At 54.3% G+C, this 13,680-nt stretch carries 12 protein-coding genes and 1 tRNA gene; 5 read left to right on the top strand and 8 right to left on the bottom strand.

Annotated features, from left to right (window positions below; all coding sequences use genetic code 11):
- Window positions 1-6: 6 nt before the first annotated feature.
- From grdC to C7387_RS03000, 4 genes are read right to left on the bottom strand one after another with little or no spacing between them, the layout of a single operon-like run.
- A complete protein-coding gene (gene grdC / locus C7387_RS23080; RefSeq protein WP_120816019.1) occupies window positions 7-2,550 on the bottom strand; it encodes a glycine/sarcosine/betaine reductase complex component C subunit beta in 2,544 nt (847 codons plus the stop codon).
- A 46-nt stretch (window positions 2,551-2,596) separates the two neighbouring features.
- Window positions 2,597-3,073, bottom strand: a complete 477-nt coding sequence (gene grdA / locus C7387_RS03010) for a glycine/sarcosine/betaine reductase complex selenoprotein A (RefSeq protein ID WP_081874665.1) — start codon at window positions 3,071-3,073, stop codon at window positions 2,597-2,599.
- Window positions 3,074-3,101: 28 nt separating this feature from the next.
- Complete coding sequence (locus tag C7387_RS03005; RefSeq protein WP_120816018.1) at window positions 3,102-3,425, bottom strand: thioredoxin family protein; 324 nt, start codon at window positions 3,423-3,425, stop codon at window positions 3,102-3,104.
- 5 nt (window positions 3,426-3,430) lie between these two features.
- Complete coding sequence (locus tag C7387_RS03000; RefSeq protein WP_120816017.1) at window positions 3,431-4,660, bottom strand: FAD-dependent oxidoreductase; 1,230 nt, start codon at window positions 4,658-4,660, stop codon at window positions 3,431-3,433.
- Between the two features lie 931 nt (window positions 4,661-5,591).
- Between C7387_RS03000 and C7387_RS02995 the strand changes: the two genes are divergently transcribed.
- Entirely contained in the window at window positions 5,592-7,001 is a 1,410-nt protein-coding gene (locus C7387_RS02995; protein ID WP_006820629.1) for an alanine/glycine:cation symporter family protein, read from the top strand.
- A gap of 34 nt (window positions 7,002-7,035) precedes the next feature.
- On the opposite strand, the gene cbl is transcribed toward C7387_RS02995, so the two are convergent.
- Together cbl and nac are read right to left on the bottom strand one after the other, a co-directional pair.
- Window positions 7,036-7,986, bottom strand: a complete 951-nt coding sequence (cbl, locus tag C7387_RS02990; RefSeq protein WP_038256668.1) for an HTH-type transcriptional regulator Cbl — start codon at window positions 7,984-7,986, stop codon at window positions 7,036-7,038.
- A 100-nt stretch (window positions 7,987-8,086) separates the two neighbouring features.
- Entirely contained in the window at window positions 8,087-9,004 is a 918-nt protein-coding gene (gene nac / locus C7387_RS02985; RefSeq protein ID WP_038256666.1) for a nitrogen assimilation transcriptional regulator NAC, read from the bottom strand.
- A 304-nt stretch (window positions 9,005-9,308) separates the two neighbouring features.
- Between nac and C7387_RS02980 the strand changes: the two genes are divergently transcribed.
- Window positions 9,309-9,384, top strand: a tRNA-Asn gene (locus C7387_RS02980).
- A gap of 88 nt (window positions 9,385-9,472) precedes the next feature.
- On the opposite strand, the gene C7387_RS02975 is transcribed toward C7387_RS02980, so the two are convergent.
- Both C7387_RS02975 and C7387_RS02970 read right to left on the bottom strand, forming a co-directional pair.
- Window positions 9,473-9,952 carry a GNAT family N-acetyltransferase gene (locus tag C7387_RS02975; protein ID WP_120816016.1) on the bottom strand — a complete coding sequence of 160 codons (480 nt, stop codon included), beginning with the start codon at window positions 9,950-9,952 and terminating at the stop codon, window positions 9,473-9,475.
- A gap of 112 nt (window positions 9,953-10,064) precedes the next feature.
- The gene (locus C7387_RS02970) at window positions 10,065-10,982 is read right to left on the bottom strand and encodes a LysR family transcriptional regulator (RefSeq protein ID WP_120816015.1); all 918 of its coding nucleotides are present in this window, start codon (window positions 10,980-10,982) and stop codon (window positions 10,065-10,067) included.
- A 103-nt stretch (window positions 10,983-11,085) separates the two neighbouring features.
- On the opposite strand from C7387_RS02970, the gene C7387_RS02965 reads away from it, so the two are divergent.
- From C7387_RS02965 to C7387_RS02955, 3 genes are all read left to right on the top strand, one after another.
- The gene (locus C7387_RS02965; RefSeq protein WP_120816014.1) at window positions 11,086-12,294 is read left to right on the top strand and encodes an MFS transporter; all 1,209 of its coding nucleotides are present in this window, start codon (window positions 11,086-11,088) and stop codon (window positions 12,292-12,294) included.
- A gap of 138 nt (window positions 12,295-12,432) precedes the next feature.
- A complete protein-coding gene (locus C7387_RS02960) occupies window positions 12,433-12,990 on the top strand; it encodes a nucleotidyltransferase family protein (protein ID WP_120816013.1) in 558 nt (185 codons plus the stop codon).
- 232 nt (window positions 12,991-13,222) lie between these two features.
- Window positions 13,223-13,675: an NUDIX hydrolase gene (locus tag C7387_RS02955; protein WP_120816012.1), complete on the top strand. Its 453-nt coding sequence runs from the start codon at window positions 13,223-13,225 to the stop codon at window positions 13,673-13,675.
- Window positions 13,676-13,680 lie beyond the last annotated feature (5 nt).

The following is a 13,680-nucleotide window of genomic DNA, read 5'->3' as shown; positions in this document are numbered from 1 at the left end:
GGCTCCTTAGTTCAAATACGATTGCAGGTGCGTCAGTGCTTCGGCACGCTGCTGCTGGTTAATCATCAACACCGGGCCGGTGCACCCCATACCCGTTTCGGCATATATCCCGGCCTGCCACAGGCACAGCTTCGCGTCCTCCAGCTGCAGGATATCGATGCCGTGGATCTCATCGTCGAGCACCGTTTTCGGCGGGCTTACCGCTTCCGTTGGCGCACTCTGCGGCGCAACGCCAGGCGTTCCCTCGCGGAGTATTTCGTCGATGCCGCAGGCGCAGGCCTGCTTCCAGCGATGCTGCCAGCAGCTCATAAGCTGCCGCTTCGCCATCAGCGCACAGAAGCGCAGCGCGTTGCTGATAGTCGCCGGGCCGCTGGCACGGGAAATAATGCCAATCGCCGTTTTCTGATCGGCCCCAAGGCCAATGCCGTAACCGCTGCCGAGCGTCTCCGTCTCACCGCCGCTTTGACCGGCGCTGAAGAGTTTGATCAGCAGGTTGCCGGTCAGCGTGTCGCAGACCATGACGTCCGGCGTCGCGCGGATAAGATCGTTACCGCGCATCAGCGCCCCGCCGTCGGCACGCCCGGAGCTGGCGAAACGAAGCGGGTACCCCGCGTCGCGCAGCCGTTCCAGCAGGCGCTTCGCTGAGGTCGCGCCGTCGGTGTTGAGGATCCCGACGCTCGCCTCACGAATGCCCAGCGCATCCGCCATTGCCAGGCCCGCCACCGCGTTGCGCATCATCGCCACCGGCGGGTGGATATCGCTACTGCCGGTGGTGCTTGCCAGCACCATCTGACGGCCGGTTGCCGCAGAAAACACCTGCGCCACCGTCGCCACGCCGAGCGGGAAGTTGTAGTGCAGCGTAACCGCCCCCTCCACCTCGCCGGACGCCAGCTGTTGCTCCATGATCCGCTGCGCCGCCGCCAGACTCTCCGCCGGAAGATGCGGGTAACCGGGCAGCCCGACGGGGCCGATAATGACCGGGATCAGCGCATCCACCGCCTGCTCTGCCGCCGCCAGCAGCACGTCGACGGGCAGCTCGCTGCCCAGCGCGGTAAAGGCAATTCTCGGTCTCAACGCGGCGTTGCCGAACGCGTTTTCTTCCTGCGATGCAGGTACCTGTTTGCCCGGATTACGCTCGACCAGCACGCTGATGCCATCAAACTGACTGGTCATGCGCCCGAGGAACAGGCTGCCCTTGCCGACCACCATAAAGTTGTTAATCGACTTATCGGCGATGGCGCGCAGACCGTGGCCGATAAACGGTATCCCGGAGGGAATATGTCCCTGCGTGGGTGCAAATCCCGGCATTCCGTGTTTCGCGACAAATGCAGCAAGCTCGCTGCGTTCCAGCCACCCTTCCATCACGCTCAATGCCGCAATCATCTTGTAGTTCGATTCCGGCACGTTGCCCGCCCCGGCGGGTTGGGTGATTTCAGGGTTCTGCAGCTCGACGCTGAACTTATCGACATCGGCGGTCGTCATCCCTGCAGCTTTCAACGGCTGCGAGATAAGCGAGGCCATCACCGCCTGCGGCGAAGAGCCGGTACCCACCGTGTGTCGCCCGGTCACGTGGGTATTCACCAGCGGACTGACGCCATCGTCTTCGCTAATCAGCAGCGCAAAACCGCCGAGCATATCTTCCAGCAGCGGCAGACCGTGCTTGATGTGGTCGCGTCCGTTCATTCCGAGCTTGGCGACGGAGCCACCCGCCAGCACCAGCACGTTCTTATAGACGCCGCTTTGCACCAGCGCCGCCGCATTCACCAGCGCATGCACCGGACCGGCGCAAAAACCGCGCATATCGATGCCCGTCGCCTGGCTGCAGCGCAAACTTTCCGCCACCGCCTTCGCGAGGTTACCGCCGCCGCGTTGGTTAACATCGCCAATCGCCTCTTCGGAGCACTCAATCACGTACTCCACCTGCGCCAGCTGGCTGTCGGAAAACTGCCAGCCCGCCAGTACCGCACTGGCTTTGGTGACCAGATTTTCCAGCATCACATGCGCGGAGAGATTGATATCCAGGTCGTGGGCCGCTTTCACACAGCCCACCAGCCGCTTGCCGATCCATAGCGGTTCAGCATGTTCAGCCACCTGCTGGGCCAGCGCCTCATCGCTCATCGTCACCACCTTCTCCAGCAGCGCGCGCTGCGAGAGCTTCGGATGGTCGCTGAGCTGGTTTTGCATTTCACTGACGAACGACGCCTGCCAGGCGGTTAATTCAAACGCATCCACGTAGCACAGCAGCGCATAGAGGATGGTTTCACTGTAGATTTCCCCCCAGGGGGCGCTGGCGCTGCCACGGTAGTCGGACTGTAGCCAGGGTCTGGGGATAGCCTCGAGCTCGCCGGGGCTGATATTGCCGATGTAACACTGGTTCGGCGGGTAGTTCACCGCCTGGTCAAAGGTCCTGAGGTGGTCAGGAATGGCGGCGAGCCAGGGCTCATCCGGGTGTTGCCGACGGGTTTGCTGTGCGGCTGCACCCTGCCACATCAACACATCCGGGGCATGCGCCAGGACATAGCCTGTCTGCCGTATCACTGCTTTTCCCATAGTTCCTCCTTGAGATACCTCCGGCCATGACTGGCCGGAGACTCAATCACTGATTCAGGTAATGACAGTAGCTCTCACGGTATTGGCGCACTTCCCCGGAAATGGCTTCAACATCCAGCACCATCTCCATCATGCCTACCTGCTGCTGATACACTTCTGCATCAACCGCCTGCTTCATCTCGTCTTCGACGATGTGATAACACTGGAGTCCCAACTGGACTCCGGCCAGAGGTCCTGCGAAAGTCGGATCGCCGTTAGTCACGGTCTCACATGCCAGGCCGGAAGCTTCGGCTTCCGATCCCCCGAGAACCACAATCAGGTCCTTCGGTGGATATTTTTCTGTCAATGCGAGCACGCGGCGCTGATTTTCGAGGTCCATCGCTCCGGCGCTTGTTCAGACAAAACACTCGGTTGTGCTGAACACCACCTCTGCCCCGGCGGAGCGCATGCACTCCTCTATTGCGGGGCCAGGCACACCATCCCTGTCGCCGAGAATGATGATTTTTTTACTGCTGAGATCCATAACGCCCTCCTTAGGGTAAAAAAATGCTTTACGCCACGCTGTGCAGCTGGGCTTCCAGCGCCTCACGAATCTGTTCGCTATCGAGCGTTTCACCGCTCAGGTGCGCCACCCGCTCACCGTTACGCCAGATAACAATCGACGGTAGCCCCATCACCTTTTGCGCCATCGCCAGCCGACGGTTGCCCTGAATATTCAGGCTGCAGAACGTCACTTTTCCGCAATAGGCGTCAGCCAGTTGATGGATTTCCGGCATCAGCTCCATGCAGCGCTCACAGCTTTCGCTCCAGAAATCCACCAGCACCACGCCCTGGGCGATGGCGGCGTCGAAATTGTCTTTATTGAGTTCAATCATCGGTTTTACTCCGCAAAAATGGCCTCAGTTAACGATTCATCGGGCTGCCTGAGTCGCCGCACTTCTGCGCCATCCTGCAGGCACAGCAGCGTCGGCAGCTCGGTCACGCCGTAGCGCACCGCCAGCCGCTGGTTTTTGTAGGAATCGACCGGCACAAAGCGCCAGTCAGGATGCGTGCTGGCTTCGTGCTCAAGCTGGGTCATCAGCTGAACGCTCTGCGGCGCGGTGGGCGACCAGAACAGCACCAGGGTTTTGGCCTCGTTATCAAGCACATGCTGCTGCCAGAAGGCCTCCTGTTCGAGATACTGGCTGGCCGCCACGGCGGCAGAAGCGCCGTCTCCGGCGGCGGTGACCACCTGGCGCAGGAACTTATTGCACACATCGCCTACGGCAAACACGCCGGGAAGCCGCGTCTCCTGCTGAGCGTTCACCTCGATATAGCCCGCGTTGTTGAGCGGCAGCGCGTCTTTCAGCGGCGCCAGCCAGTCGGTTTGCGGTACGGTGCCGACAAACATAAACACCCCATTGGTGGGCAGGCGTGAACATTCGCCGGTTTTGACGTTTTTGATATCGACGGCTTCCACCAGGTCATCGCCAACGATCGCGGTTACGGTGCTGTTCCAGAGGAAAGTGATTTTGTCATTGGCGAAGGCCTGCTCGCGGGCGATCCGGTCGGCATCAAGGTGGCCTTCATCGTGAATAACCACCATGGTGAGCGAGTTGACGTAGCGGGTCAGGAAAACGGACTCTTCCACCGCCGTGTTGCCGGAACCCACCACCACCACGTCAAGCTCGGTATAGAAATCCGCATCGCAGGTCGCGCAGTACGATACCCCGCGCCCGGCAAACTCTTTTTCACCGGTGATACCCAGCACGCGCGGACGGGTGCCTGTCGCAATAATCACGCTTTTCGCCGTGAGCGTTGTGCCGTCTTTCAGTTGCACAGTTTTATGCATCCCGTCATCGCTCAGGGTCAGCGACTGTACGCGGCCGCGGATTATCTCCGCGCCGAAGTGGCAAGCGTGCTCTGCAAATTTATCCATCAGCGCCGAACCGCTGTCTTTTATTATTCCCGGATAGTTTTCCAGCTCAGAGGTGGTTGCACATTGCCCGCCTGGCTTGCGTTTTTCCTCAACCACCGCTGTTTTTAATCTGGCTCGGGCAGAATAAAGCGCGGCGCTTAATCCACCGGGGCCGCCGCCGATAATAAGCACATCGTATTCATTATTATTCATAGCAATGCTCCCTCACGGGAAAGAGGTGAATGAAAAACGTGGGCACGGCGCAGCCAGTCCAGTGACGGACGACGGAAGTAAGCGATGTCATTATTAAATTTTTGGCGTAACTATTTTTCCAGAGAAAAACTCGCCGGAGTAACACTGGATGACATGCTGCGCCGCAGCAGAAAGAGAGAGGTCAACGATAAAGTCTGGCGGCTCTGAATGTGAAGAAATATAACATGGCGTACGCTCCTGAATGAAAGTCGCGGTTAGGTTCAGTCATATTTGGTACGCCATTAAAATAGGTTAATGCGGGTGTGATTTTTGTGATCGCCACACAACTATCGCATTAGAATAAATAATCCGTAAAATCTTGTGAGAGGGATCACGGACAGACGTTGAGAAACCCTGCGGATGTTACACATTGGTGAACAACCGGCCAAATCGACTCTACAAACGGATAACACACTTCAAATTCAAATAATTAGAATGTTGCCAATAATTTCTGATTAAAACTCAGTAATAACCAGTTAGTTGCCAGTAATGATTAATTAAACTTATCCACTTTCTCTCGCGCCGTGGCGAGTAAAAGTATAAATATGAAAACGATCACAGTCGTAACACTTTATCCTGCGCTATGTTTGTTAACACTATTGCCATCTCTTCAAGGGGAAAAACTTTGAATATCACCATTCGGGCGGGCCATATTTACAGCAATAAATGACCGAAATCGACGGACTGTGGAACGGTCCTGATAACACCTGCACTGCTCCGGGTATATTCCCCTGTCATACGCTATTACCTCTCATCGTTAGTCATCCTTCAGCATAAAAAGCATGCGACCTGTTTCCTCAGGATGCAGAGACTCTGCTCTTCGCGCCTGAGAGAAAACGCTGTCAGGAAAAATCGTCTGCATGACTCGTAAACCTGACTCGGAGATTTCCCTATGCACTCGCTTGAAGTCATTGTGAACGTTCTGAATAAAATACTATGGGATTACCTGTTAATTATCCTGCTCTGCGGCATTGGTATCTATTACACCGTGAAGCTGAAATGCATTCAGATCCTGCGCTTTAAAACCGGGATCTTGATGCTATTTCGCGGCGTATCGCTTTCCGGCGAAAAGGCGGGCAAGGCGGGAATGAGTTCTTTCCAGGCGATAGCGACCGCCGTGGCGGGCCAGGTCGGGACCGGTAACCTCGCCGGCCCGGCAACGGCAATTATGGCCGGTGGCCCTGGCGCTATTTTCTGGATGTGGGTATCTTCCTTCCTCGGCATGTCCACCATCTATGCCGAAGCCATTCTGGCGCAAAAATATAAAACCACCGATCGCAACGGCCAGGCCGTTGGCGGCCCGGCTTACTACATTGAGAAAGGGCTCAACTGCAAATGGCTGGCGGCGATTTTCGCGGTGCTAAATATTCTGGCGCTGGGACTGGTCGGCAATATGGTGCAGTCTAACTCCATCGCTAACGCCTTCCACCTGTCGTTCGGTATCAGCAACTGGGTGGTGGGCCTTGCTATCGCCATCCTGGTCGGGCTGGTCGTGATCGGCGGTCTGCACTATATCGCGGCGCTGAACGAGAAGCTGGTTCCGCTGAAGGCCTCGGTGTATATCATCGGCGCGGTGCTGATTCTGGTGATTAACTACGATTACATCTTCCCGGCGCTGCATCTGATTTTTGTCGCCGCGTTTAACCCGCAGGCGGCGCTCGGTGGCGCCGTGGGGGTTTCCATTCAGCAGGCTGCCCGTTTCGGTATTGCCCGTGGTCTCTTTTCCAACGAGGCGGGGATGGGGTCAACGCCGCACGCGCACGCGGTGGCCAAGGTGAAAAACCCGGAAGACCAGGCGCTTATCGCCATGACCGGCGTTTTCACCGTCTGCGTTATCGTGACCCTGACCGGGCTTGCCATCATCAGTACCGGCCTGAAAATGCTCAACCTCAACGGCCTGCCCATCTCGGAGTTTTTAAATTTCATGGGCAAAAACGGCACCGGGATTGCGGTAACGCAGTACGCTTATGAACTCATTTTTGGCTACTGGGGCGGGGTATTTATTTCTATCTCGCTGATGTTCTTCGCCTTCTCAACAATAATAGGCTGGTACTACTACGCCGAAACCAACGTGCGCTACCTGTTCGGCTCGATGCGGGCGCTGCGGATCTTCCAGTTTCTGATGGTTTTTGCCCTCTTTGCCTCCTCCGTTTTCAGGGTCGACCTGATATGGAATATGGCCGATACCTTTAACGGCCTGATGGTGATACCGAACGTGATTGCGCTGGCGATACTGTCGCCGATTGTTATTCAATATACGCGCCAGCATGTGTATCAACAGCATGATGCGGCGCAGGAGTAGCGACAAAAAAGCCTGCTCAACGGCAGGCTTTTGTTTAAATCTGATAATCAATCACCGTCTCATCCGTCTCCATCGCCTGACGTTTAATCTCCTCAAGCGACAGCCCGGCGTTGCACAGTTCGATAAAGCGCCAGACATAGTTACGTTGTAACTGACCGCGTTTTAGCCCCAGCCAGACGGTGTTGGCATCGAATAAATGCCGGGTGTCGAGACGGGTAAACGTGCCGGTTTCCTGCTCGTCGGCGGACTGTTCCGCCACCAGACCAATCCCCAGCCCCAGCTCCACGTAGGTTTTAATCACATCGGAGTCCTGGGCGCTCAGCACGATATCCGCCACCAGCCCTTTACGATTAAAGGCCTCGTCGATGCGCGAACGACCGGTTATCCCCTGGCGGTAGGTAATCAACGGCCAGCGGGCGATGGCTTCAAGCGTCAGCGGATTGGCCTGCGTCAGCGGATGGTGCTCCGGCACCAGCAGGCTGTGCGACCAGCGAAACCACGGGAACGCCGCCAGCAGCGGATCGTTGCTGAGCCGCTCGCTGGCGATGCCGATATCGGCTCCGCCGTTACGCAGCAGGGTTTCAATCTCCTGCGGCGTGCCCTGGATAAGCTCCAGACGCACGTCGCTGTAAAGTTCGCGAAAAGCCTTGATAACCGGCGGCAGACTATAGCGCGCCTGGGTATGGGTAGTGGCGATGGTCAGCACGCCGCTGGCGTCGTTGGTGAACAGATCCGCCAGGCGGCGCACGTTGCTCGCCTCGTTGAGGATACGTTCGGCAATCACCAGCAGCGCTTTACCCGGCTCGGTCATCCCCAGCAGCCGCTTGCCGCGACGGATGAAAATCTCAATCCCCAGCTCCTCTTCCAGCTCGCGGATGTGACGGCTGACGCCGGACTGCGACGTATAGAGCATGTTGGCGACTTCTGTCAGGTTGTAATCCTGCCGCGCTGCCTCGCGGATTATTTTAAGTTGCTGGAAATTCACCTTTCCTCCGGGACCATCAGACATACCGCTATTGTTAAAGTCTGCGCTCCCGGCGAACAAATAATAAAAACCAGCATCTTATTCCGTTGTGGAATATAGCCTAGCTGGCAAGCAGCAGTTCGCGGTTCTCGAGCTGCGGGCGGCTGACCAGCGACAGCAGAATTTCCTTCACCGCCTGCGCCTGCGGCGTTAACTGCCCGCGCGCCGACATATTGAGCGACAGCGGCAGGTTCATCGACGGCGTGGTGATCCGCGCCATCCAGCCGTTAGCGGCGGCACACAGGGCCCGGGCAGCAGACTCCGGAAGTACCGTCACGCCCATTCCGCTGGCAATGGCCGCCGTCAGCGTCGATAGCGATTCAATCTCGCCGGTCACTTTTGCCGTCAGCCGGCGCAGCGAAAACGCCTCGTCAACGCGGGCGCGCACCGCACTGTAGTCGCGCGGCAGGAACAGATTAAGCTCCGCGACCGCCACTAAATCGACGCTCGGTCCCGGGCAATCGCGGGTGCCGACAAGATATAAATCCTCTTTCAGCAGCGGCTGGCTGACGATCCCCGCCATCGGCGCACGGTCGTACAGCACCGCCATATCCAGCTGGCCGCAGAGCAGTTTATCGTTGAGCGCAGCACCGCTGTTTTCATGTAAATAGACCAGTACCTCCGGCAGCTCTTTGCGCACCGCCTGCAGCAGCGGCATGGTGATGGACGAGGCCGCCGTGCCAGGCGCCAGACCAATCGACACCTGCCCGCTGAGGGTCTGACCAACGTTCCCTACCGCCAGCTGCGCCTGCTCGCACTGGCGAAGAATAGTGCGCGCATGGGTGTAGAGGATTTTCCCGGCATCGGTTGGCGTGACGCCGCGCTTGGTACGGATGAGCAACTGCTGGTTCATTTCACCCTCAAGGGTTGCCACCTGCTGGCTCAGCGCAGGCTGCGCGATGTGCAGCACTTCTGCGGCCTGAGTCAGACTACCGATATCGACGATTTTCACGAAGTACTTCAGTCGTCTTAAGTTCATTTTGCCCCCTGTGCGAGTTTGCGGTGCCACCAGAAGCGGTGTGCAGGGGTTTTGCAATATGCTTGCCAGCTTTGCCAACATGCCGCAGGTGCCGGGAATTAGGGATTCTGATGATTTCGGGGTGAAGTATTAGTCTTCCGCTATGCCCCACTGGAGGTATTCCTGCACCAGGCGGGTGCAAAATGGTGAAAAAACCAGCCATTGCATGCTTTTTGCTGAAATAGTCAGCAGTCAGTACAAAAGCGCGCATTCGGCCTTTGACAAAGGGGGGCGTCATCGATAATATGCGCCCCGTTCACACGATTCCTCTGTAGTTCAGTCGGTAGAACGGCGGACTGTTAATCCGTATGTCACTGGTTCGAGTCCAGTCAGAGGAGCCATATTTAGAAAAGCCCGCTTAAGGAAACTTAAGCGGGCTTTTTGCTGTTCTGCGTTCTGTGCCGTCGTCATACAGACTCTCTGCATCAGTTATGAAAGCTTATCCTGCTCACGTAAAACCAGGGTCATAAAACGGCTGTTTGGATCGGGCTGATACTCGGCAAACGGCTCGCAGTCAACGAAACCGTGCTTGAGATAAAGTTGATGGCAGGCAGCAAACCCTGGTTGTGTCCCCGTTTCTAAACTCAGACGCTGCAGGCCGTTAGCATGCGCAACCTGCATGATATGCAATAAAAACTGGTTTGCGACACCACGACGTAAAAAATCTGGCGCGGTACGCATTGATTTCAGCTCACCGTGCCGATCGTCGAGCATCTTCAGTGCACCAATTCCCGCGAGCTGTTCACCTTCCCATGCTGACCAGAATATCACCGCCGGATCGCGCAGTTTTTGAACATCCAGCGCATGACTGCTTTCTGGCGGAGACTGTTCCAGCATGCCGGAAATATGATAGGCCACTAACGCCTGTACTGCCGGATGCGAGAGATCGTCGATTTTAATTGTAAACATGAGGGTTCTCAGAGAAATTGGCGGGCTATGGTTAACATAAAAACAAGCGTCAATTTCTTTGTCTAATATCTATTTCTTATGGCGCCCTTCTCTGTGGCCATTCCATGCCGCCTTATGTGGCTAACGACGTATTGCTCAATGTCTGCTGGATGAAATCAATCAGCGCTCGTGTTTTAGCGGGCAAATAACGCCGATTAGAATAAAGGGCAAACAATTGCAAGGGGGCTGGCGATTGCTCAAACTCAACCTCGATTAACCTTCCATCGTTAATGTAAGGCTGGCAGGCTTGTTTCGATAGAATGGCAAAGCCGACTCCTGCTACCGCCGCTCGCCCCGCCATCTCTCCGCTGTTGACCCGATAATGCCCTTTAACCTTAATCGTCTCGAATCCCCCCTTTTTATTCACAAACTGCCAGGGGGCACCTTTAAGTGCACTGACCGTTGTAATACAGGGTAATTCCTCAAATTGCTGTATACGAGAAGGGATGCCATAGCGCTGAATCACGGAGGGGGCTGCAACGATGGTGCAAGGAATAGTCACCAGATGACGGGCTATGTAGTCACTGTCATCCATCTGACCACGACTAACAATAATAGCTAAATCCAGATCATCTCTCAGGGATTCAAAACCAGACAAATTTGTGACACAGCTTATTTCCAGATCCGGGTACTGGCAGGCGAAATCGGCGAAAACAGAACCCAGCAATGCAGGACCTATTTCACTTGGAATACAAAGACGCAATGGGCCCTTGAGCTGCATTTGCCGCAGCGTTAATTCTGTTTCAGTCTGCTCAAGCGCCTCCAGTAATGGCTTCGCCCGGGTATAGAGCAGGTGTCCCGCCTGGGTGAGTTTCATATGTCGGGTACTGCGCTCTATAAGCTGAAGGTTCAGTTTGTCTTCTAACTGAGCAATACAACGACTCACGTTTGATGTCGGCATTTCAAGGACTTTCGATGCCCCAACAAAACTTTCTCTTTCAACCACAGCAATGAACACTTTCAGGGTATTAAAATCAAGTGCCGGTCGCATGAACTATCCCATAAATGATAATAATAAGTGCCATTTTTACCATCTAATGAACAGCATTGATAGCGGTTAAACTCGGGTATCTTTCATCCACAGGTTGCTTACTATGCCACTGGTCACAACCACGTTTACCCCTAAAGTCCTCATCCGGATAGCCGTTGTCATGGCTTTTATCCAGTTCACAAATGCACTGGAATATATGATGTTCAACCCTGTTTTTGCATTTATGGCAGCAGACTTCGCCGTTCCCGTATCATTCTCAGGCTACGTATCCGGCATGTACACCTCCGGGGCGGTCCTGTCGGGAATTATCGCCTTTTACTGGATTGCTCGTTTCAACAAGAAACGTTTTCTAATCGCCAATATGGCACTACTCGGCCTGCTGACGCTTTTGACGACATTCACTTCCAGCTTTAGCCTTCTGCTTACGCTACGATTCTGTGCGGGATTAGTCGGAGGCACAACAATGGGGGTGGGTATCAGTATATTAATAAACCACGCACCGGCTAACCTGCGCGGAAGAATGCTGGCGACGATCATTGCATCATTTTCGATGGTAAGTATTGTCGGCATGCCCACGATATTATTTTTGTGTGCTCATTACGGCTGGCATGTCGCTTTGTGGTTAATCAGTACCCTGTGCCTTTTGGCATTGCCACTGATTGTTTCCATCATCCCTCAGGACCCGGTCTCTTTCGATACCCCCCACGCACTGCCTCTCGACGTTGATACGTTGCTGTTCGCTTCCGGTAATGCGCTGGTGCAGTTTAGCCCGATGCTGGTCATTCCTGTTCTGGTACCATTAATGACCCAGCAGCTGGGCGCGTCTCAAGAGCTGTTGCCCTGGCTGTTCTTCGCCGGGGGCGTGACGGGGTACCTATCTACAAAAATGACAGGCGCGTTAACTTCCCGTTGCTCTGCTTTGACTCTGGCTACCGGGTCAACCATCGTCTTTATACTGAGTTTGTTAATCCCCATTCTGGGCTATCCGCATGCGGGGCTATTTATTACTGTATTTCTTGCTGCATCTTACAGTCGTCTGGTGTCCTCTTCGGCGCTGATCATTCAGTTTCCTGATGACGGGCAACGGGCGGGATTCTCTTCACTACAGACATCAATCATGTATCTGGTTACAACGGTTGCATTTTTCCTGTCCGCTTTTCTGTTACCTGGACATGTCATTGCACCACAAAATATGAACACGTTGCTGGCGGTATGCGCAATTTCCGCATCAGGGTTCCCCATTATCGTTATCATTCTGCAAAAGAAACTGGCTAAGCGTAAGATCCAGCCGAAGCATCTGATCATCGATTAGCATAACGTCCGCTCCTGATACGGAGCGGACAGAGCAGATTCAGAAGTAGGATGTCCGCTGTAAGCGAGGAGCGGACATGGACATGAGGATGCTGATAATATTTTCCGCAGTGAATTACTGTTTCCAACAGGGGTACGAATGAAATACCAAACGTCATTGCAGAAAATATTGTCAGATGACCCTGTAAGAATGAAGATCCTATATGCAGTTCGAGAACTGGAACTCAATGATGGTTGGATTGGAGCGGGATTTGTACGAGACGCTGTTTGGGATCACTTACATGGGTATGGGTTAAGTCCTGTTTCTGGTGATGTAGATGTCGTCTGGTTTGACTGTGAGCACTGTAGCCCAGACCATGATCGCTACCTGGAAGACAGGCTTAGGCAACAATTACCTTCGTTAGACTGGTCGGTGAAGAATCAAGCCAGAATGCATCAACGTAATGGTGATCATCCCTATACCTCAACGGGAAATGCTCTACTGCACTGGCCTGAAACAGCTACGGCCGTAGCTGTCAGATTGGGGAAGGAAGGTCTCGATATCACTGCACCTTATGGACTTTATGACTTATTTGAACTGCGTTTACGACCGACTCCTGCATTTGAACGTGAAAAGATGGACTCTTTTAAACAACGGGTCACTGCAAAGCAATGGTTGGAACGTTATCCCAGGTTACAGCTCATCATTTCCTTATAACCACAATATACAAATATCTCGTTTCTTGCTGTTCGATTGTATGATTGACAGTCTGCTCCTGGCACGCAACGGACAGGCTACGTGGTCATTGGGTCTGCTTCGAGCGAGGAGCGGACGATAAGCGCAGTTGACGTGGTAAGAAAAGGTATTCTCAATGTGCACTTGTAGACTGCAATCTATGTTTATTGGAAAATCCGAAATGATGACTTAAATTTTATTTAAGAGGGATTACATGCGTACTCGTCCAGCCTCTCGATTGATAGTCCTTTCACCTGAAAATCACGTTCTGCTCTTTAGATTCTGCCATAAAGATGATGCTCTGGAAGGAAAAACATACTGGGCAACGCCAGGGGGAGGACTCGAGCACAAGGAGTCTTTTGAGCAGGCGGCGTTACGTGAATTATTTGAAGAAACGGGCCTGACAAGAAGAACTACAGGACCACAAATAGCCTCCAGAACCTTCCCTATGGTGCTACCAAGTGGTGAGAACGTTCTTGCGGAAGAACGTTTCTTTATTATAACTACGGATAAATCAGAAATTGACCGCTCAGGTTGGAGTAACAACGAAAAAGAAGTCATCAGCGATCACTACTGGTGGAGCTTAGAAGAGCTCAGACAGACCAATGAAATCATCTTCCCACTCGATTTGATAATTAACATACTCGAAGACTTCCCGTGCACTTAACAGTC

Origin of the sequence: Yokenella regensburgei (assembly GCF_003634235.1) — a bacterium.
Taxonomy (GTDB): Bacteria; Pseudomonadota; Gammaproteobacteria; order Enterobacterales; family Enterobacteriaceae; genus Yokenella; species Yokenella regensburgei.
The sequence above is the reverse complement of the archived record's forward strand: the minus strand, read 5'-3'. Positions and strand labels throughout refer to the sequence as shown.